Genomic DNA, 19,666 nt, shown 5'->3' with positions numbered 1-19,666 from the left:
CAACCCCGGCGAAGCCTTGGCGTAGCCGGGTCGCGGGGAATGACAGCAGGGCTAATTGCCGTTGACGCGAAAGCGCAGCGGCTTGGGGCCGACGAGCGTGAGCACGTCACCCTGGCGCTTCCAGGTCTCGACACTGCCCAGGGCTGCAACGAGATCGTCGTCGGCCTGGGCCCTTGCCGGCGGGCAGGAGCGGTCCTGGATCTGGCCGGGGACGAAGATCACGGTGTTTCCGGCAACCGAGAACTGGCCCTTGCCGCCCTTGCACCAGAGCTCCAGCACGACCTCGCCATTGTCGCCGATCTCGATGTTCGGAATCCGCTTCGAGCCCGGCTGCGGCAGCGCCTCCAGCGTCATCTCGGTGCCGAACGGAAAACCGTCCTCCGCACGCGCGAGCGTGGACATCGCGAGCGTTGCAACCGCCGCACACACCATCTGCCTGAACGAAACCATGAGACCTCTCGACCGACGTGATTTGCGGCACCTTCTATAAGACGGCGGCGCCGTTGAGAAGGTTCGCCCATGGGCCACGCAAAAATCCCCGCGAGGAGCAACCTCGCGGGGATTTGGCTTGAAGCCGGGCGTGGCCTGCTACTTCAGGACCATCGCCGTGAACGGCCAGACATAGGCCTGCAGCGTCACGAACACGCCGACCAACGAGGCCAGCACGATCGAGTGCCAGAACACGAAGCGCAGGATCGTGCCCTCGTGCCCGTACCAATTCGTCGCGGTGGACGCGACCACGATCGACTGGGCGTCGATCATCTTGCCCATCACGCCGCCGGACGAGTTCGCCGCAGCCATCAGGATCGGCGACAGACCAAGCTGCTCGGAGGTGATCTTCTGAAGATTTCCGAACAGAACGTTGGAAGCGGTATCCGATCCCGTTAGCGCCACGCCCAACCAGCCGAGCAGCGTGCCGAAGAAGGGATAGAGCACGCCGGTTGCAGCAAAGGCGAGACCGAGCGTCGCGTCCACGCCGGAGAGCCGCGTCAGCGTGCCAATCGCGAGCATCGCCGAGATCGTGATCAGCGAGATCGCGCAAAGCCGGATGGTGCGCCCGTATTCCGTCAAGAGCCGGCCAGGACCGACGCCCATCAGGAAGCCTGAGATGATCGCCGCAATCAGCATGCCGGTGCCGGTGAACGAGAGATAGGTGAAGCCGAACACCGCGCTCTCTTTCGTCGGCCCCGGCGCGACCGGCGGCATCTTGTTGATCATCTGATGCAGCTCGGGAACGGGATAGTTCCAGGTGAAGATCGAGTTCGCCCAGGTCTTGAATCCACCATTGCCCCAGATCAGCATCACGATGCAGACGATGATCCACGGCAGCAGCGCGCTGAACAGCTCGCTCTGCGTCAGCGGCGTCTTGTCCATCGGTTTTGCCGCGGCCATGGTGGCGGCCGATTCATCGCGGCCGCGCAGCGCCGGCGACAGCCAGAGCTGCCTGGGCTGCCAGACCTTCAGGAACAGGATCAGCGCCCCCATCGAGATCAGCGACGCCCCGATGTCGACGATCCAGGGATTGACGTAGTTCGAGATCACGAATTGCGGGACCGCGAACGACACGCCGGTGACCAGGATCGCCGGCCAGACGTCCTTCATGCCCTTCCAGCCCGCGAACGCCCACACCACCCAGAACGGCACGATCAGCGAGAAGAACGGCAATTGCCGGCCGACCATCGCGCCGAGGATGTAGGGATCAAGCCCGGTCACCGAGGCAAGGCCTTGGATCGGCGTGCCCAGCGCCCCATAAGCGACCGGCGCGGTGTTGGCGATCAGCGACAGGCCGCTTGCTGCAAGCGGCGAGAAGCCGAGGCCGATCAGGACGGCGCCCGTGATCGCGACCGGCGTGCCGAAGCCCGAGGCGCCTTCGAAGAAGGCGCCGAACGAGAACGCGATCAGCAGCAATTGCAGCCGCCGGTCCTCGGTGACGCCGCCGACCGCGCGCTTGAGCAATTCGAAGCGCCCGGTGCTCACCGTCACCTGGTAGAGGAAGATGACGTTGAGAACGATCCAGCCGATCGGGAAGAACCCGGTGACGATGCCCAGCACCGAGGCGCGGATCGACATGTTCGCCGGCATGGTGAAGACGAAGATCGTGATCAAATTGGCCACGATCACAGCGATGACCGCTGCGATATGAGCCTGGACCCGTCCGCTCGCGATCAGGACCAGCAATGTGACGACAGGGACTGCCGCCGCGATCGTCGACAGCACGGGGCTGTGCAACGGGTCATAAACTTGATTCCACATGATCTTCCTCCCCCACGCATGTGTGCTGCAGGCGGCCCGCGTGGACAGCCGATCCTGCTTGACGCTGAAGCGATAACCCCCGAGCCGGACGCGAATTCCTCGCGAATGCAGCGGTTCCCGTCCGCTCACAAGCTCGCGAAATCCCGAAGGCCCCCACCCCGCGCCATCGAGCCCCATGCTAGGGTTGCAAGCTGCGACAAGCCAACGCAAATTGCAGGACTTGCGACTTTAGTCTAAGCGCGCCGATTTCCGCCGTCGTCCCAAGTCTTTGGCCCCGGGCAGTTGTGCACATCCCTCAGGAGACAGAGCTCTGTGAAGAACATCAGCGCCACGCTCGCGATCGTCTGGCGAATCGCCGCCCCCTATTTCCGGTCGGAGGACAAATGGGCCGGCCGCGGCCTGCTTGCCGCAGTCATCGCGATGGAGCTGGCGCTGGTCGCGATCGACGTCCTGGTCAATCAATGGCAGAACCGGTTCTACAGCTCACTGCAGGCAAGTGACTGGGATAGCTTCGTCAGGGAGATCTGGATCTTCATCGGCCTCGCCTCCGCCTTCATCGCGCTGGCGGTCTACAAGCTGTACCTGAACCAGTGGCTCCAGATCCGCTGGCGGCAATGGCTGACCCGGCACTATTTGGGCGAATGGCTGCAAGGCGCCACCCACTACCGCATGCAGCTTAAGGGCGATGCGGCCGACAACCCGGACCAGCGCATCACCGAGGACGTCAAGAACTTCGTCGAGCAGACCCTGACCATCGGGCTCGGCCTGCTCTCGTCGATCGTGACGCTGTTCTCCTTCGTGATCATCCTCTGGGGGCTTTCCAACGCTGCGCCGTTGCACCTGTTCGGCGCCGACCTCATGATCCCCGGATATCTGTGCTGGGGCGCGCTGGTCTACGCGATCTTCGGCACCGCGCTGACGCACTGGATCGGTGCCCCGCTGGTCAATCTCAATTTCGAGCAGCAGCGCTTCGAGGCCGACTTCCGCTTCAACCTCGTCCGCGTCCGCGAGAATTCCGAGCAGATCGCGCTGCTCAAGGGCGAAGGCGCCGAGCGCGGCCGGCTGCTGGACCGCTTCGGCTTCGTGATCGGCAATTGGTATGCCATCATGAGCCGCACCAAGCGCCTCACCGCGTTCACCGCGAGCTACCAGCAGGCCGCCGTGATCTTTCCCTACGTGCTGGTGGCGCCGGCCTTCTTCGCCAAGAAGATCCAGCTTGGCGACATGATGCAGACCGCCTCCGCCTTCTCGAGCGTACAGGGCGCATTGTCGTTCTTCGTCACGGCGTACCGATCGCTGGCGGAATGGCGCTCGATCGTCGCCCGCCTCGACGGCTTCGAGATGTCGGTCGATGCGGCCGCGCACCTGCCGCCGCACGAGCCTGCGATCGCCCTCAAGGCCGGCGGCAATCGCAATATCACCCTCGAACAGCTCTGCGTGAACCTGCCGAGCGGCACGCCGCTGGTCGCCACCGACGCCTTCTCCGTCCAGACGCCGGAGCGCGTGCTGGTGACCGGACCGTCGGGCTCCGGCAAGTCGACGCTGTTCCGCGCCATCGCCGGCATCTGGCCGTTCGGCACCGGCACCATCTTCGTCCCGGAAAAAGCGAAGCTGATGATGCTGCCCCAGCGCCCCTATTTCCCGGTCGGCGTGCTGCGCGACGCGGTGGTCTATCCGGCCGCGCCGGGCGCATTCGAAACTGCACGCGTCAGGGACGCGCTGATCGCGGTCGGCCTGCCCGACCTCGCCGAGCGGCTTGAGGAGGACGGTCATTGGAACCGGATGCTGTCGCTGGGCGAGCAGCAGCGCCTCGGGCTCGCCCGCGCGCTGCTGCACGCGCCGGACTATCTGTTCCTGGACGAGGCCACGGCCTCGCTGGACGAGCCGTCCGAGGCCCGCCTGTACCGGCTGCTGGCGGAGAAGCTGCCACAGGCCACCCTCGTCTCGATCGGCCACCGCTCGACGCTGGAAGCCTTCCATACCCGCAAGGTGACGATGGTGAAGCACGGCGCGATCCACGTCCTCGGTGACGGTGGTGTGCCGGTCGAGAAGGAGCCGAGCGCGGCACGCTGAGACGGCCCGACGAAGCCCTGAGGCTATGGCCGTTCGTTGCGGCCATTCTTCGAGACGCCCGCCTTTGGCGGGCCTTCAGGATGAGGTCTGTCCTCGCGGTGAGATCTGTGACCCCTCATGGTGAGGAGCCCGCCGGAGGCTTGCGTCTCGAACCATGCGGGCCCCTGGCCTACGCCCCAAAGCCCCAAAGCAAAAGGGCGGCAGGTTGCCCTGCCGCCCTCATCAAGTCGCTTCGGGAAGAAGCTTACTTCAGGTTGCTCATGGCCGTCAGGTCGAACGACAGCTTGGCAATGCCGGCCGCGCCGCACCAGTTGGAGCCAGCGCCGCCCGGATTGATCGCGGTGACGTTGGTGGTGCCGGTGGCGTTGAAGGCGCTGGTGAAGGCGTTGCAATCACCCTTGTTCAGGTCGGTGTCGGAGTAACGCAGGTCCAGCGTGAACACTTTGTAGGTGAAGCCGATGCCGATGTTCCAGGTGTTGTAGTCCTTGTAGGGGATACCGTTGGCGAAAACGGTGCCGACGCCGGTGCCGTAGAAGGCGTCCGAAGTACCAAACCACTGCCGGCCGAACTCACCCGAGACGTACATGCCCATGCCGGAAGCACCGAAGGCCGTGCTGGGCGCCGTGTACTTGGCGGTCAACGAAGCGTAGTTGCCCCAGGCACCCGAGTTCAGGAAGTTCGGCGAGTAGTACTCGGTCGCGCCGACCGTGAAGCTGTCGTTGATGGTGTAGTTCACCTTGCCGTAGACTTCGACGAAGCTGACGTCCTTCTTCATGACGTTGCCGTCGGCGAGGAAGATCGTGGTCGTGCTGACGCCGCAGACGTTGCCGCCCGGAATGCCGCCGGTGAGCACGTTGTCGGCGCAGCTGCCGCCCGGATACAGGTAGCCCCAGACACCGATATCGAAGGCGAAGGCGCCGAAGGTCGGGCGGATACCGCCGTAGATGTCGACTTCAGCAGCAGCGCGATTGGCGAAGGAGATGCTCTCGGCGGACACGCCGACGTAGAGCTGGAGGTCCTTGTTGACGTTGTAGCGCGGCTCGAAATAGGCCGCGACCGACGGCTTGTGGTTCGACTGCGTGACGCCGCGGAAGATGTAGTCGCTCATGATGGCGCCGCCGAAGGCGATATCCCAAGGATCAAACGCGACCACCGGCGGGGCCTTCAGTGCCTTCACTCGCATGTCTGCCGCGAAAGCCGAGCCCGTCACCATTGCCAGCGCCGTTGCCAACAAAGCCACTTTTTTCATTTCGATCCCCATCACCAGTTCTAAGACCCCAGCCGGATCCCGGAAGCCCCCGGAACGCTCGACCTGATTGCAAATTTCGTAACTGCGGCAATCTGGATGGGGTGAGGCAAACCGTGAAGCAAAAAACGCGGGCATCTGCCGACTTTTTGGGCGTTCTGACGATTCCACGAAAGGTTGTCAGCCCGTGTGTCTTCTCGATCACATTATTTGCATTCCAAAGTGCACTGGGAGGCCCGCGTTAGTACGGGTCCGGCGGTACCGTGCTGCCCGTGCCACGAATCAGGCTGCTTCCCGACGAGATCATCCCCGCGCGCCGGCGGGCCGATGCAAAAAGGCCGCAGCATCGCCGCTGCGGCCTTCCTGTTGCCGATCATGGTCGTCGGATTGGATCCAGCCTTTGGCCTGACCTTGGGCCTAACCTTGTCCTTCGGCCGGTGTCGTGTCCGCAGAAGACGAAGGCATCGCCCAGCTTGTCTCGGCGGCAGGCTCGGGAGCCGGAGCTGCCGGCGTTGACGGCTTCGGAGCTGCCTTCGCCTTCTTCGGCGCCGCTTTCTTCGCAGCCTTCTTGGCGGCCTTCTTAGGCGCAGTCTTCTTAGCCGCCTTCTTCGGCGCGGCCTTCTTCGCAGATTTCTTTGTGGCCTTCTTGGCAGACTTCTTCGCGGATTTCTTCGCGGACTTCTTGGCTGCCTTCTTTGAGGTCTTCTTCGCCGCTACCGCCTTCTTGGCCTTTTTGGCCTTCTTGCTTTTTTTCTTCTTCGCTTTCGCCATCGTGGTCCTCCTGTTGCCGCCGAACAATGGTCGATCGGGTGTCTTCAGCCGTCACCTCCGGACGAAAGCTCAGCCCTCGAAAGCTTAGTCTTCGAAAGCTCAGTCTTGCGCGTTCAATGCCGGCTGCGACCCGCCCGTAGCCCAATCGAGAAGCTCAATCGTGTGTACGACCGGAACTGACGTGCCACTGGCAATCTGCACCATGCAGCCGATATTGCCTGCGGCAATCATGTCCGGCTTGACGCTCGCGATGTTGGCGACCTTGCGATCGCGCAACCGGCCCGCAAGCTCGGGCTGGAGAATGTTGTAAGTCCCCGCCGAACCGCAACACAAATGGCTCTCCGGCACATCTTTCACCACGAATCCGTTATTGGAAAGCAATTCTTTCGGAAGGCCCGTGATTTTCTGCCCGTGCTGCAACGAACACGCAGAGTGATAAGCGACGACGATGTTGTCCTGTCGCGTCGTAGCCGCGAGTCCAAGGCCGGCGACGTATTCAGTGATGTCCTTGGCGAGCGCAGAGACCTTCGCCGCATCGGCGGCAAACGCAGCGTCTTCGCGCAGAAGATAGCCGTAGTCCTTGATCACGGTGCCGCAGCCTGACGCCGTCACCAGGATGGCGTCGAGCCCCTCGCCGGCCGCTTCCGCGCGCCACGCCGCGACATTGGCGCGAGCCCGTGCCAATGCGTCCTGATCGTCGCCGAGGTGATGGGTCAGGGCGCCGCAGCACTGCTCGTCCCTGACAAGGACGACCTCGATGCCGTGGCGCGTGAGGAGACTGATGGCGGCCTGGTTGATTCGCGGCGCCAGCACCTGCTGGGCGCAGCCCTGGAGCAGCGCGACCCGGCCGCGCTTCTTGCCGAGTGCCGCGAACACACTGCCGGCGGCGGGCCCGGGCGGCGGCAGCCGGTCCGGCGCCAGCGCCAGCATCGCCTTGAGGCGCAGAACCAGGCCGGGCGTCGCCGACGGCCGCGGCGTCGGCAGGAACGCGGCCAGCGGGCGGGCCAGCCGCGCCAGCCACATGCTGGCGCGGAAACGCTGCGGGTGCGGCAGGACGAAGGCCAGCACTCGGCGCAGCAGCCGCTCGGCGAGCGGCCGCTCGTAACGCTGCTCGATCCTGACCCGGGCCTGATCGACCAGATGCATGTAATTCACGCCCGAGGGGCAGGTCGTCATGCAGGCCAGGCACGACAGGCAGCGGTCGACATGTTTGACCACTTCGGCCGTCGGCGTCTGGTCCTTCTCCAGCATCTCCTTGATCAGATAGATGCGGCCGCGCGGGCTATCGAGCTCGTCGCCAAGCAGCACATAGGTCGGACAGGTTGCGGTGCAGAAGCCGCAATGGACGCAGGCGCGCAGGATCTTGTCGGCTTCCGCGATGTCGGGATCGGCGAGCTGCGCGAGTGAGAATTCGGTCTTCATGCGGCAGTGCCTCGCGTCAGCCGCCCCCGGTTGAGGATGATCTTCGGATCGAAACTGGCGCGGACCCGCTCGCTCAAGGCGGCAAGGCCAGGGGCTTGCGGGTGGAATACATCGATCGCGCGCCTGATGTCCTCGGCCGCCCGGATCAGCGTGGCGTGCCCGCCGGCGGCATTCGTACGTTCGCGCACGGCCCGAGCATGCGCGTCCGGCTTCGGTGGCACCGCCGCCCAGATCAGTCCACCACCCCAATCGTAGATCACGTCGCCACCGGTCTCGCGCGCCAGCAGGGTCCCGAGCGCCGCGCCCGACGCCGGCGGGCAGACGATCCGCCAGACCGGCCAGGCCCCCAGCGCGCCACTGGCCGCGAACGGCAGGACGTCGCGGATCGTGGTCCACAGCGCCGCTGACGCCGTGTCCTCGACGAGAATTGCGGTTCCGAACGGCGCCAGCAATTCGCGCAGCGAGCCGGCACGGTGGGCGGCCGAGACGGTAATGCCCTCGAGCCGCAGCGCGGTCAGCGCCTCGCCCTGGCCTGCGATATCGCCGAGACCTTCGATCTCGGTCCGGAACGCCGATGTCGGCAGATGCGCGGCCCCGGAGACATCGAAAGGCGAGCCGAGCGCCGCCGTCATTGCCTTGTTGGCGGCGGCATCGTCGAGCCCGCGCAGCAACAGCGTCCGCTCGGCCTCCGGCTTGGGCATCACTTTCAGCGTGACCTCGGTCATGACCGACAGCGTGCCCCAGGAACCGGCGAGAAGCTTGCAGAGGTCGTAGCCGGTGACGTTCTTCACCACCTTGCCGCCGGTCTTGAAGCTGTCGCCGAAACCGGAGACGGCATGCGCCCCGAGCAGATGGTCGCGCGCGCCGCCCGCCTTGATCCGGCGCGGACCGGCCAGGCCAGCCGCGATCATGCCGCCGATGGTGCCGAGCGCGGGCGTGCCGAGCAGCGGCGCGGTGTTCATCGGCTCGAAGGCGAATTGCTGGTTCTTGGCATCGATCAGCGACAGCACGTCGGCCAGCGGCGCCCCGGCCTGGAGCGTGACAATGAGTTCGTTGGGCTCGTAGGCGGTGATGGCATTCAGCGCGGAGACGTCGAGCACGGCGTTGGTCGCCATCGCGTGGCCGATGCCGCGCTTGGAGCCATGGCCGATGATCTCGAGCGGCTGCTCATTGGCAATCGCCGCGCGCACCACCTCTTCGACGTCTTTGGCGTCTCGTACCTTGAGCGTATCCACGGGCAAAGGCGGTAGCGAAATTCGCCGCCAAAATCAATGCAGCGTGACGACAGCGGCCATTGCCGCGCGATCCGGCTCGACCTCGGAGCCACGGCCAACATTCGATCCTCATCGAAGCATTCACGACATCGACACTTCGATCACCGGCGAACCAAAGCCGACAGCCGATCGCTACAAATCTGCACCGAGAGACCAACCGATGGAGACGACATCATGAACCACTATGCCACGCAGAAATCGCTCAGCGACGCCGTCGACGGCGGCGGCCTGCTCGTCGTCGCGCAATGGGAAGCGAAGCCGGGCGAGGCCGACAAGATCGCCGCGATCCTCGACCGCTTCCTGCCGGAGGCCCAGCGCGAGGACGGCGTCAAGCTGTTCTTGATCTCGCGCGCAAAGGACAATCCGGCCCAGTTCCTGTTCTACGAACTGTTCCGCGACGAGGCGGCATTCAAGGCGCACCAGGAGAGCGCGCATTTCAAGACCTGGATCGCTGGCGAAGCCCTACCGCTGCTGGCGAAGCGCGAGCGGGCGCAATACGGACTGCTGTAGGCATTGCCGAGGAAAGAGGCGTGCATCGCAAGCCCTTCCATCGGCGCAAGCGCCTAGAACCGGGGGATGTCCGGGAATGCCAGCTTCCCGGCATGGACGTGCATGCGGCCGAGCTCAGCGCAGCGGTGCAGGGTCGGAAACACCTTTCCGGGATTGAGCAGGCCCTGCGCGTCGAAGGCGCATTTCAGACGCTGCTGCTGGTTGAGGTCGATCTCGCTGAACATTTCCGGCATCAGATCGCGCTTCTCGATGCCGACGCCGTGCTCGCCGGTGAGCACGCCGCCGAACTCGACGCAGGCGCGCAGGATGTCGGCGCCGAAGGCTTCGGCGCGCTCGATCTCGCCGGGCTTGTTGGCGTCATAGAGGATCAGCGGATGCAGATTGCCGTCGCCGGCATGGAACACGTTGGCGCAACCGAGCTGGTACTTTTCCGAGAGCTCGCGGATGCGCGCCAGCGCCTTCGGCAGCGCACCGCGCGGGATGGTGCCGTCCATGCAGAGATAGTCCGGGGAGATGCGGCCGACGGCGGGGAAGGCGGCTTTCCGGCCGGCCCAGAACAGATTGCGCTCGGCTTCCGAGGTCGAGATCTGGCAGGTGGTCGAGCCGCAAGCGTTCGCAATCGTCTCGACCCGCGTGATCAGCTCGTCGACCTCGATCTTGGGACCGTCGAGCTCGATAATAAGGAGGGCCTCGACATTGAGCGGATAGCCGGCATGGACGAAGGCCTCCGCGGCGTGGATCGCGGGCTTGTCCATCATCTCCATGCCGCCGGGAATGATGCCGGCGCCGATGATGCGCGCCACGCATTCGCCGGCCGCCTCGACTTGCGCGAAGCCGACCATCAGCGCGCGCGCCGTCTCCGGCTTTTGCAGGATGCGCACCGTGATCTCGGTGATGACGCCGAGCAGGCCTTCCGAGCCGGTGATGACGCCCATCAAATCGTAGCCGGAGTTCTCCGCCGATTTACCGCCGATGCGCAGGATCTCGCCGCTCATCAGCACGATCTCGCAGCCGAGCACGTTGTTGGTGGTCATGCCGTATTTCAGGCAGTGCACGCCGCCCGAATTCTCCGCGACATTGCCGCCGATCGAGCAGGCGATCTGCGAGGACGGATCCGGCGCGTAGTAGAACCCAGCATGGGCGACGGCCTGGCTGATCGCGAGGTTGGTGACGCCGGGTTCGGTGACGACGGCGCGGTTGTCGAAATCGATCTCGCGGATGCGCTTGAACTTGCCGAGGCCCAGAAGCACGCCGTCTTCCAGCGGCAGCGCGCCGCCGGACAGCGAGGTGCCGGAGCCGCGGGGCACCACCTTGATGCCCTGCCCTGCACAATATTTCAGGACCAGCGAAACCTGCTCGGTCGTGTCGGGCAGCACAACGACCATCGGCGGCTGCCGATAGGCCGTCAACCCATCGGATTCATAGGCCCGCATCTCGGCGGCGCTGTCGATCACGCCTTCGCCCGGCACGATTGCGCGCAATGCAGCCACGATCTCGGCGCGGCGCGCGAGCACGGCCTGGTCGCTCGCGGGCATCATGATGGCCATAACATTTCCTTCATGGCATATCCTTCCGGCCAAGGCCGCATGATCGATTTGTCGCGGTAAATCAACCACGTCCGCGGTGGTTTGGGTAGGCCGTCCGAAAGTCGGATCGACGATCCTGCGCGAGTTCGCTCTGGGACAAGTAGGAAATCGTGAAACCTGCCATGGTTTGGCGGCTTGTCCAATCCGAGCAGGCCTGCCAAAACCGGCAGGTCCGACCGTTGCCGATCAGGCATGCAACTGACCAGCCCCCAGGGAAGAGACGAAGAGCACCCGATGACAAAACTGATTTTTGGCGCATTGACCATCCTCACCGCGATTGCCACCGCACCCGCCGCGATGGCGCAGGACGTCGCGGCCGGCAAGTCGTCGTTCAACAAATGCCTGGCCTGTCACGCGATCGGCGAAGGCGCCAAGAACAAGGTCGGCCCCGAGCTCAACGGCCTCGACGGCCGCAAGTCCGGCACCGCGCCGGACTACAATTACTCCGACGCCAACAAGAATTCCGGCATCACCTGGAACGAGGCCGTGTTCAAGGAATACATCAAGGACCCCAAGGCCAAGATCCCCGGCACCAAGATGGCGTTCGCCGGCATCAAGAACGAGACCGAGATCAACAATCTCTGGGCCTACGTGTCGCAGTTCGACAAAGACGGAAAGATCAAGCAGTAAGCGCGCGAACGGCGGCCGCTGGAGCTTCGGTTCTGAACCGAAGCTCCAGCTTCTCGTTTTGACGCGTTTTCTTCACGCGAACCGGCATCCACTTCGCTCGAAAACGCTCTAATCGGCGGTCGCCTGCGCCGGGACGATTTTCCCGATCATCGTCTCGATCTCTGTCTTCACGAGATCGGGCACCGCGTTCTGCACCATGTGGCCGAGATCAGGCAGCACGATCAGCTTGGCATTCTGCACGGTGGCGGCGAACGGGCGGGCGTGAATGGCGGTCTTTACCGTCTTGTCGGGTTCGCCGGCGATGATCGTGACCGGCGCCGTTATCTCGCCGTAGCGCGGAGCTTGCGCAGCCACCGCCTGCTTCAGCGACACCAGATCATAGGCATTGGCGATGAACTCGCGCGGGCGCAGCAGCAACGGCGTCGCGGAGTCCTGCACGAAACCGTCCGGCATCGTTTGCGGCAGGAAGACGTTGCGCGCGCCGGACTCGCTCAGGAAATAGCCCAGCGGGAGGGTTATGGTGTAGGCGAGCAGCGGGCCGATTACGGGCGTTGCGATGATCTCGTTGTAGCGGCCGACGCCGCCGCGCCAAGGATGGGTGACGGGCGCGAGCATCACAAGGCCCGCGACGCGGCCGGGATGATCGAGCGCCAGCCGCGCGCCGAGCGCGCCGCTCCAGGAATGCACCACGAACACCGCGCGATCGATCCCGAGCTTGCCTAGCGCCTCATCGATCATTCGCGCCTGGACCTCCGGCGTCGAATCCTGCCGCCGCGCCCGCGTGCTCCAGCCGTGGCCGGGACGGTCGATCAGGATGACGCGATGGTTCCTGGCGAGGAGATCGCCGAGCGGCCGCCGCATTGCCTCGAGGTTGGAGCTCGCGCCGTGCAGCATCACGATCGGCAGGCCCGAATCGCGCGGGCCGATATCGACGAGGTGAAGCACGGCACCCTCGACCTCGATCATCCGGCCCTGCGGTGGAAAGGCGCGTTGCACGGCGAGGACGCCGGCCTGCGTGACCAGCGCCAGCACAACCAGCGCGGTCACGACTGACATCACGATCATGGACGGAATCCGGGCGACCCAAGGCACAGGGCAGTTACGTGGCTTGCGGCCGGCAGTTTCGCCCGGGGAGCCCCCGCGCTCCACTTGAAATGCCGGGGCTGTGGATATGTGCATAATTCAAGCGAGAAAAACGCAATGAAATCAATACCGCTCCCCGGAGCACGCAGGCTTCGAAACAGCTTCATGCACTCGTCATCGCGGCTTCCTTATAATCGCCATGGTCGGTTCCGCCATTTAGACGCAGGTGGGCGCCGATCGTGCTCGCAACCCTCAGGGATGCGGGAAGACCGGCAGGATTTATCCTGATTTGAACCGGAGAATTTCGATGAGCCTGAGATCCAAAGATACTGCGATCGACGAGATCGTGGCAAGCTGCCACGGTGACCTGCGCGGTGCCGTGCGCGCGCTGCTGCTGATCAACGAGCACCTCGAGACGGAGCTTGCAAAGGCCTACGCCGCAGCGGTCGATCGCGGACTCGCCGAGCGCGAGGGCAGCGTTTTGCACTAGATTGCTGTCGACCTAGTTCGTGCTGTCCTCGTCCTTTTCCTCGTCAGGCGTGGGTGCGGGACAGGCGCGGATGGTCGAGCGGGCAAGCTTGGCGTCGGCCTTCGATTTGTAAGGACCGTCACCGAACCAGACGTCGCCGATGATCACGGGATTGCTGGTCACGATGTTGCATTTTCCGGTGGCGCGATTGCCGACCACCCAGAACAGTCCGTCGGCGAGGCTCGCCGTGCCCGACGCCAACAGCAACGTACCTGCAAAGATCAAACGCTTCATGGCTGTGCTCCCGCCATGAAGGTAGGTCTGCGGCGGTGCCAGCCACACCCCTTGTAACGCGGCGCGTGTCATCGTGGTTAGTCCCCCTGCGCCGCATTCGCTCGAGCAATGATCGACTTGTCCGCTAAATATCGCGGCCTTCGACCTTCTCGGTCAGCGCCTTGACCTGGTCGGGGATCTTCTCGAGGTGCGGATTGACGGCGAGCGCCTTGCGGTAGGCTTCGAGCGCGCGCTTTTCGTCGCCGACCTCCTGCATGATCATGCCGAGGCCTGCGAGCGCGCCGAAATGACGAGGCTCGCGGATCAACACCTCGCGAATGTCGGCGAGCGAACGGCCATAATCGTTCTGCATGTAGTAGAGCGTCGCGCGACGATTCCAGGCCTCGATGTAGTCGGGCCTGAGCTTGACGACCGAATCCAGCAGCTTGATCGCAACCTCGATCTTCTTTGCGTCGACGGCGGTCTTGGCCCGCGCCATCAAAAGCGCCGCGGTGTCGCTCGGGGTCTGGATCCAGATCGCCCAGATCCGCGCCTCGACATGCTTGGCGCTGGCTTCGTCGGGCGCAGCTTTCAGCGCGCCGAACAGGAAATCGAGATTCTTGGTGCGGTCGACCTTGGGCAGCTTGGCCGGCGCTTCCGGAAGTTTCTTCTGCTTGCCGGGCGGAGCCGGCGGATCAGCCTGCGCCAGCGCCGGAGCGAGGCCGGCGGCTCCCAGCACAAGAGCCAGACACAGGGTGCGCGCGAAGAGGAATCTCACTGCCATGGTCGAAGTCTAAACGCGCAAAGCCGCCCTTGCAAAGCAGGGGCGGCGTCAAACTCGTGTGAGACCGTGGTCTTGCGGGCGCGCGAGCGTCAGACAGGGCGAAATCAGCCGCCCAAATCAGCCCTGGCGAGCCTTGAAGCGGCGCTGCACCTTGTTGATCACATAGACCCGGCCCTTGCGGCGGACCAGGCGGTTGGCGCGATGGCGACCGCGCAGCGATTTCAGCGAGTTACGGACCTTCATGGCAGAATCCTGAACGTTCGAAAGGCCGTGTTCGGCACTACCGTTTCGGCACGCGCGAATGAGGCAAAATGAGATTTTCCCGCTGGCGGACCGACCGCCCGGGACGGGGCGGTTCTTAAGGCATGGGAGGACCGGATGTCAATGTTAACTGGCCCGATCCCACCCAGCAAATTCAGGAAAACAACCCCATGCAAAGTAGAAGCGGCCGGATCGGCCCAATCAGCATCTCGGACGAAGCCCGCCCCACAACGCCTTGTCCCACAATGCCTTGCCAAGTTCGTTATATCATATAATCAATTCGGCAACCCGTCGGGAGGAAACCCATGCCGAAGCTGAAGCTGCCGAACATCGACGACGTCGTTGCCATCGACATCCACACCCACGCCGAGGAGCCCTGCGGCACCCATCCCGACGACGGCTATGACGACTTCCAGGCGCAGATGGCGGACTATTTCAAGTCGCCGCACAAGCATCCGCCGACCGTGCCGGAGACCGCCGCCTACTATCGGTCCAAGAACATCGCCGCGGTGATCTTCCCCGTCGACGCCGAGCGCGAGACCGGCTTCCGCCGCTACAAGAATGAGGAGATGCTGGAGATCGCCTCCGACCATCTCGACGTTCTCATCCCCTTCGTCTCGATCGACCCGCACAAGGGCAAGCTCGGTGTGCGCGAGGCGCGCAAGCTGATCGAGGAATACGGGGTGCGCGGCTTCAAATTCCACCCAACCATGCAGGGCTTCTACGCCAACGACCGCATGGCCTATCCGCTCTATGAAGAGATCAACAATGGCGGCGCGATCGCGCTGTTCCACACCGGCCAGACCGGCGTCGGCTCGGGCATGCCCGGTGGCATGGGCATGCGGCTGAAATATTCCAACCCGATGTACATGGACGACGTCGCGGCCGATTTCCCCGACCTCAAGATCATTCTCGCCCATCCCTCCTTCCCCTGGCAGGAAGAGGCGCTGTCGGTCGCGACCCACAAGCCCAACGTCTACATCGACCTCTCGGGCTGGTCGCCGAAATATTTCCCGCCGATCCTGGTGCGCTACATCAACTCGATCCTGCAGGACAAGATGCTGTTCGGTTCGGACTGGCCGGTGATCACGCCCGACCGCTGGCTGTCGGATTTCGCCAAGATCGAGATCCGCGACGAGGTCCGGCCGAAGGTGCTCAAGGCCAACGCGCGAAAGCTGCTGGGGATCTAGGCGCATACTCATCAGCGCATCGAGGGTTTCGACGCTGCTATCGAAGCCCTCACGCTCCGGCCCTGAGGGCCGAAGACTTTGGCGCGGTGAATCTGATGGCTATGTTATGCGATCAGTTCACGCTTGCGAGGAAGCCGGCCAGGATTGTCCGGCTCTGGCTGAGCGTCTCGATACGTTCGTCGATCAGACCGACCTGCTGCGTGAGTATTTTTCGCAACTCGTTGCACGGCGTGAAAGCCGGATCGTTGTTCCGCACGCAAGGGAGCAACCGCTTGATGGTTTCGAGCGTCATCCCGGCGCCGCCGAGCATCTTGATGCGCCGTACGGTTTCCTCTTCGGCCTGGCCGTAGTCGCGATAGCCGGAGTTCGTCCGCAGCGGCGCGAGCAGTCCTTCGCCTTCGTAGTAGCGCAGCATTCGGACGCTGACCCCCGTCCGCCGGGAGAGTTCGCCGATCTTCATCTGAAGCCTCTTGACCCTGACAGCACTGTCAGACCCTAAAGACTTTGCTCGTCCAAGTGAATGCCACTTGTGAAGGGAGCAACGATGAAAGCCTACCATTTGAATGGCCATGCTGGTGCTGGCCGCCTTGCGCGCGCCGAAATCAGCAAACCCGAACCCGCCAATGGCGAGGTCCGCATTCGGGTCGAAGCGGCAAGTCTGAATTACCGCGACCTCCTGATCCTCGACCGTGCAGGCCAAGGCGAGATCAACGGCCGCGTGCCACTCTCCGACGGTGCGGGTGTCGTTGACGCCATCGGCGCCGGCGTCGCGCAATGGCGACTCGGAGACCGCGTCGCTGCGTCGTTCTTCCGCGATTGGATCTCGGGGCCGTTCAAGTCCAGCTATATTCCGTCATCCCTCGGTGGCAACACGATGGACGGAATGCTGGCTGAGTATGTCGTGCTGCCGGCGACCGCGCTGGTCTCAGTGCCGGCCCATCTGTCCGCGGTGGAGGCAGCGACCCTGCCCTGTGCCGGCGTCACGGCTTTCCATGGCCTCATCGCACGCGGCGGGATGCACAAAGGCGACACGCTATTGGTCCAGGGAACAGGCGGCGTCGCGCTGTTCGGGCTTCAATTCGCAGCGGCGCTGGGGGCGCGTGCGATCGTGATATCCTCCTCGGATGAAAAACTCGCCCGCGCCAAGGCGCTGGGCGGCTCGATCCTCATCAACTACCGCGACACCCCTGACTGGGATGTCGTCCTCATGAAGGCGACGAATGGCGCAGGTGCCAGTCACATCCTCGAACTCGGCGGTCCCGGCACTTATGACCGATCGCTGCGATCGGTCGCTTCGGGTGGCAAGATCGTCCAGATCGGTGTCTTGACGGGGTTCGGTCCCAAGCCCGACCTCGCGCGCCTGCAGTGGGAGAATGCCGACATCATTGGTGTCACCGTCGGATCGGTCGAACACTTTGCCGCGATGAATCGCTTCCTGACCGAACACGCGATCCACCCGATCGTGGATCGGGTCTACGACTTCGACGACGTTCCCGAAGCGTATGCGCACCTGCGGACCGGCTCACACTTCGGCAAGATCGTGATCAGGCTTTAAAAGCGAGGGCTCAGTTCGCGTTTCCGTGTTGGATCGATACCGCGGCGCCTTGTATAGTCCGTGGACCGCAACGATCCCGGAGGACAGGTCAATTGAGTCTCAAAGCCGTTGTCTTCGATGCCTACGGAACGCTTTACGATATCCAGTCGGTCGCCGAGACCACCGAGGATGCGTTTCCGGGCTACGGTGAGATCATCACGCAGATCTGGCGAATCAAGCAGCTCGAATACACCTGGTTGCGCTCGCTGATGCGGCGCTACCAGGACTTTGCAGCCATCACGCGCGACTCGCTTGCCTATACGCTGCGCGTGCTCGGGCTCGCTTACGAGAATGAGGCATTCGAGCGCGTCGTCGAGAAGTACCTTCGTCTCGATCTCTATCCGGATGCGACGGCGGCGCTCACGGCTCTGAAACCGCGAAAGCTCGCCATCCTCTCCAACGGCAGTCCGGACATGCTGAATGCGCTCGTGCGCAACTCCGGCCTCGACGCCCTGCTCGACGCCACGATCAGCGTCGACGAGAAGAAGATCTTCAAGCCGAGCCCGGAGGCCTATGAGCTGATCGGCGAGGTGCTCGGCACCGCGCCTGACGAGGTGCTGTTCGTCTCCTCCAATCCCTGGGATGTCGCGGGCGCGAAAGCATTCGGACTGAACGTTGCCTGGATCGAACGGGTGACGCCGGAAGCGATGGCGCTGGCTTGCGTCGAGAACGAACTCGTGGCACCGCTGACGATGTTTAAGGCGATCCGCACCCAGATGGACGAGCTCGGCTTTGCGCCGGATCATCGCGTCCGGGCGCTCTCGGAACTGCCAAGTTGCTTAGGCATCGCCGCCCAACGGTAAGTCTGGAATGAGCCGACCTGAATGAGCCTGGAATCCGTTCGCGCCTTCTTCGCCGAGAAAGCCCCCGACATATCAGTTATCGAATCCCCGATCAGCTCCGCGACAGTGCCGCTGGCCGCCGAGGCTTATGGCGTCGAGCCCGGACGGATTGCCAAGACGCTGTCGTTGCGGATCGGCGAGCGCGTGATCCTGATCGTCGCGGCCGGCACTTCGCGCATGGACAACAAGAAGGTGAAGGCGGCGTTCGGCGGCAAGCCGAAAATGCTGGGACTGGAAGAGGTCGCCGAGATCACCGGCCACGAGGTCGGCGGCGTCTGCCCGTTCGGATTAAAGGCGCCGCTGCCGGTCTATTGCGACGTCTCGCTGAAAGCGTTCGACGTGGTGGTGCCGGCCGCCGGCTCGACCCACAGCGCCGTGCGCATCACGCCGGAGCGGATGGCGGAGCTGACCCGGGCTGAATGGGTCGATGTCTGCGAAGTCAGGCCGTAAGGCAGCTGGGGGATGCCTGATGCATTTGCCGGTCAGGGACGCTAATGTACGGACCATGCCCGATGATAAGGTCAAACGGCGGCTGACCACCGTGCTATGCGCTGATGTGCACGGCTATTCTCGTCTCATGGAAGCAGACGAGGCGGGAACGCTGGAGACACTCCGCCGCTATCGCACGGCCATCGCGCGATTGGTGGAGCGCCATGACGGCCGGATCGTGAATACCTGGGGCGATGCCGTCATCGCCGAATTCGCCAGCGTCGTGGAAGCCGTGCAGTGTGCGGTCGAGATTCAGCAGGAAATTTCCAACCAGGATTCGAGCCCACCTCCCCCGATGCGGTTTCGCATCGGCATCAATCTCGGCGATGTGATGGTGGATGGTTCCGACCTCTATGGAGACGGGGTCAATATCGCGGCGCGTCTGCAAGAACTTGCCGAACCCGGTGGTATCGTGATCTCCAGCTCCGCCTATGATCAGGTGCACAACAAATTATCTGTTGGCTTCGACTGCCTCGGCCAGCGTCCAATGAAAAACATTGCTCCCGTGACCAGCTATCGTGTGACCATGAGCGGCCAAGCCGCTCAAGCACGGAGCTTTCCGCCTGGCGAACGCCTGACATCTCAGACCGCAAGTGCGGGCTCGCAAACTGACGCCGCGCACCGCGACAGATCCGAGTCATCCAATTGGATGGGCTTCGTTTCAGACGGACTGGCGAAGCTGCCCCGCCCGGTTGCGGCGGCCCTCACGGTGTCGGCCTTTCTGATTCTGATCAATATTTTCACCGGCATGCACAAGATCTGGTTCCATTGGCCGGTGGCAGCTTTGCTCTTCGGCGCCATCATGCGGACGGCGCTCCGGGATCGACCTGAGTCGGACGGCAAGGGCGAGCGCTGAACGAGGCGGCACAACCGCGCTTCGCGCCCACTGCTGCGCGCGCGCGCCCCGATCATGCTT

21 protein-coding genes are annotated in these 19,666 nt (G+C 63.7%); 9 read left to right on the top strand and 12 right to left on the bottom strand.

The window, feature by feature from the left end:
- Positions 1-51: 51 nt before the first annotated feature.
- Together ACIPUD_RS13980 and ACIPUD_RS13975 are read right to left on the bottom strand one after the other, a co-directional pair.
- Positions 52-450, bottom strand: a complete 399-nt coding sequence (locus tag ACIPUD_RS13980; protein ID WP_018453431.1) for an META domain-containing protein — start codon at positions 448-450, stop codon at positions 52-54.
- Between the two features lie 138 nt (positions 451-588).
- A complete protein-coding gene (locus ACIPUD_RS13975) occupies positions 589-2,253 on the bottom strand; it encodes an L-lactate permease (RefSeq protein WP_026232530.1) in 1,665 nt (554 codons plus the stop codon).
- Between the two features lie 312 nt (positions 2,254-2,565).
- On the opposite strand from ACIPUD_RS13975, the gene ACIPUD_RS13970 reads away from it, so the two are divergent.
- Positions 2,566-4,326, top strand: coding sequence for an ABC transporter ATP-binding protein/permease (locus ACIPUD_RS13970; RefSeq protein ID WP_446480845.1), 1,761 nt, complete (start codon positions 2,566-2,568; stop codon positions 4,324-4,326).
- A gap of 244 nt (positions 4,327-4,570) precedes the next feature.
- On the opposite strand, the gene ACIPUD_RS13965 is transcribed toward ACIPUD_RS13970, so the two are convergent.
- From ACIPUD_RS13965 to ACIPUD_RS13950, 4 genes are all read right to left on the bottom strand, one after another.
- On the bottom strand, positions 4,571-5,575 hold the full coding sequence (locus ACIPUD_RS13965; RefSeq protein WP_026232529.1) for a TorF family putative porin: 1,005 nt from the start codon (positions 5,573-5,575) through the stop codon (positions 4,571-4,573).
- Between the two features lie 414 nt (positions 5,576-5,989).
- A complete protein-coding gene (locus ACIPUD_RS13960) occupies positions 5,990-6,343 on the bottom strand; it encodes a histone (RefSeq protein ID WP_446480867.1) in 354 nt (117 codons plus the stop codon).
- A 99-nt stretch (positions 6,344-6,442) separates the two neighbouring features.
- A complete protein-coding gene (gene glcF / locus ACIPUD_RS13955; protein ID WP_018453426.1) occupies positions 6,443-7,765 on the bottom strand; it encodes a glycolate oxidase subunit GlcF in 1,323 nt (440 codons plus the stop codon).
- Positions 7,762-9,000 (bottom strand): FAD-binding protein, encoded by a 1,239-nt coding sequence (locus ACIPUD_RS13950; protein ID WP_204512405.1) that lies wholly within the window; start codon positions 8,998-9,000, stop codon positions 7,762-7,764. Before ACIPUD_RS13950 ends, glcF begins: the two co-directional genes overlap by 4 nt.
- Before the next feature lie 213 nt (positions 9,001-9,213).
- On the opposite strand from ACIPUD_RS13950, the gene ACIPUD_RS13945 reads away from it, so the two are divergent.
- Entirely contained in the window at positions 9,214-9,549 is a 336-nt protein-coding gene (locus ACIPUD_RS13945; RefSeq protein ID WP_026232528.1) for a putative quinol monooxygenase, read from the top strand.
- A gap of 53 nt (positions 9,550-9,602) precedes the next feature.
- Here ACIPUD_RS13945 and ACIPUD_RS13940 read toward each other — a convergent pair whose 3' ends face one another.
- A complete protein-coding gene (locus ACIPUD_RS13940) occupies positions 9,603-11,096 on the bottom strand; it encodes an FAD-linked oxidase C-terminal domain-containing protein (protein WP_204512406.1) in 1,494 nt (497 codons plus the stop codon).
- 273 nt (positions 11,097-11,369) lie between these two features.
- On the opposite strand from ACIPUD_RS13940, the gene cycA reads away from it, so the two are divergent.
- Positions 11,370-11,765, top strand: a complete 396-nt coding sequence (cycA, locus tag ACIPUD_RS13935) for a cytochrome c-550 CycA (RefSeq protein WP_018453422.1) — start codon at positions 11,370-11,372, stop codon at positions 11,763-11,765.
- A 108-nt stretch (positions 11,766-11,873) separates the two neighbouring features.
- Here the strand turns inward: cycA and ACIPUD_RS13930 are convergent, their stop codons facing one another.
- Entirely contained in the window at positions 11,874-12,830 is a 957-nt protein-coding gene (locus tag ACIPUD_RS13930; RefSeq protein WP_018453421.1) for an alpha/beta fold hydrolase, read from the bottom strand.
- A gap of 325 nt (positions 12,831-13,155) precedes the next feature.
- Here ACIPUD_RS13930 and ACIPUD_RS13925 point away from each other — a divergent pair, with 325 nt between their 5' ends.
- The gene (locus ACIPUD_RS13925) at positions 13,156-13,338 is read left to right on the top strand and encodes a hypothetical protein (protein WP_007596968.1); all 183 of its coding nucleotides are present in this window, start codon (positions 13,156-13,158) and stop codon (positions 13,336-13,338) included.
- 12 nt (positions 13,339-13,350) lie between these two features.
- Here ACIPUD_RS13925 and ACIPUD_RS13920 read toward each other — a convergent pair whose 3' ends face one another.
- From ACIPUD_RS13920 to ykgO, 3 genes are all read right to left on the bottom strand, one after another.
- Positions 13,351-13,611: a hypothetical protein gene (locus ACIPUD_RS13920; RefSeq protein ID WP_007596971.1), complete on the bottom strand. Its 261-nt coding sequence runs from the start codon at positions 13,609-13,611 to the stop codon at positions 13,351-13,353.
- A gap of 124 nt (positions 13,612-13,735) precedes the next feature.
- Positions 13,736-14,374 carry a tetratricopeptide repeat protein gene (locus ACIPUD_RS13915; protein WP_026232527.1) on the bottom strand — a complete coding sequence of 213 codons (639 nt, stop codon included), beginning with the start codon at positions 14,372-14,374 and terminating at the stop codon, positions 13,736-13,738.
- A gap of 117 nt (positions 14,375-14,491) precedes the next feature.
- Positions 14,492-14,617: a type B 50S ribosomal protein L36 gene (gene ykgO / locus ACIPUD_RS13910; protein ID WP_006611362.1), complete on the bottom strand. Its 126-nt coding sequence runs from the start codon at positions 14,615-14,617 to the stop codon at positions 14,492-14,494.
- 323 nt (positions 14,618-14,940) lie between these two features.
- Between ykgO and ACIPUD_RS13905 the strand changes: the two genes are divergently transcribed.
- Entirely contained in the window at positions 14,941-15,825 is an 885-nt protein-coding gene (locus ACIPUD_RS13905; protein WP_204512407.1) for an amidohydrolase family protein, read from the top strand.
- 112 nt (positions 15,826-15,937) lie between these two features.
- Here the strand turns inward: ACIPUD_RS13905 and ACIPUD_RS13900 are convergent, their stop codons facing one another.
- Entirely contained in the window at positions 15,938-16,285 is a 348-nt protein-coding gene (locus ACIPUD_RS13900; RefSeq protein WP_204512408.1) for a MerR family transcriptional regulator, read from the bottom strand.
- Positions 16,286-16,369: 84 nt separating this feature from the next.
- Here ACIPUD_RS13900 and ACIPUD_RS13895 point away from each other — a divergent pair, with 84 nt between their 5' ends.
- The 4 genes from ACIPUD_RS13895 to ACIPUD_RS13880 all read left to right on the top strand — a co-directional run bounded on the left by ACIPUD_RS13895 (position 16,370) and on the right by ACIPUD_RS13880 (position 19,606).
- Positions 16,370-17,380 (top strand): zinc-dependent alcohol dehydrogenase family protein, encoded by a 1,011-nt coding sequence (locus ACIPUD_RS13895; RefSeq protein ID WP_026232526.1) that lies wholly within the window; start codon positions 16,370-16,372, stop codon positions 17,378-17,380.
- 92 nt (positions 17,381-17,472) lie between these two features.
- Complete coding sequence (locus ACIPUD_RS13890; RefSeq protein ID WP_446480844.1) at positions 17,473-18,222, top strand: haloacid dehalogenase type II; 750 nt, start codon at positions 17,473-17,475, stop codon at positions 18,220-18,222.
- Positions 18,223-18,243: 21 nt separating this feature from the next.
- Positions 18,244-18,711 carry a YbaK/EbsC family protein gene (locus ACIPUD_RS13885; RefSeq protein WP_018453414.1) on the top strand — a complete coding sequence of 156 codons (468 nt, stop codon included), beginning with the start codon at positions 18,244-18,246 and terminating at the stop codon, positions 18,709-18,711.
- A gap of 55 nt (positions 18,712-18,766) precedes the next feature.
- Positions 18,767-19,606: an adenylate/guanylate cyclase domain-containing protein gene (locus tag ACIPUD_RS13880; protein WP_446480866.1), complete on the top strand. Its 840-nt coding sequence runs from the start codon at positions 18,767-18,769 to the stop codon at positions 19,604-19,606.
- Positions 19,607-19,666 lie beyond the last annotated feature (60 nt).

It is taken from the genome of Bradyrhizobium sp. CAR08 (assembly GCF_052871955.1).
Note: the sequence above shows the minus strand (reverse complement) of the source record. Positions and strands in the feature narration are given on the sequence as shown.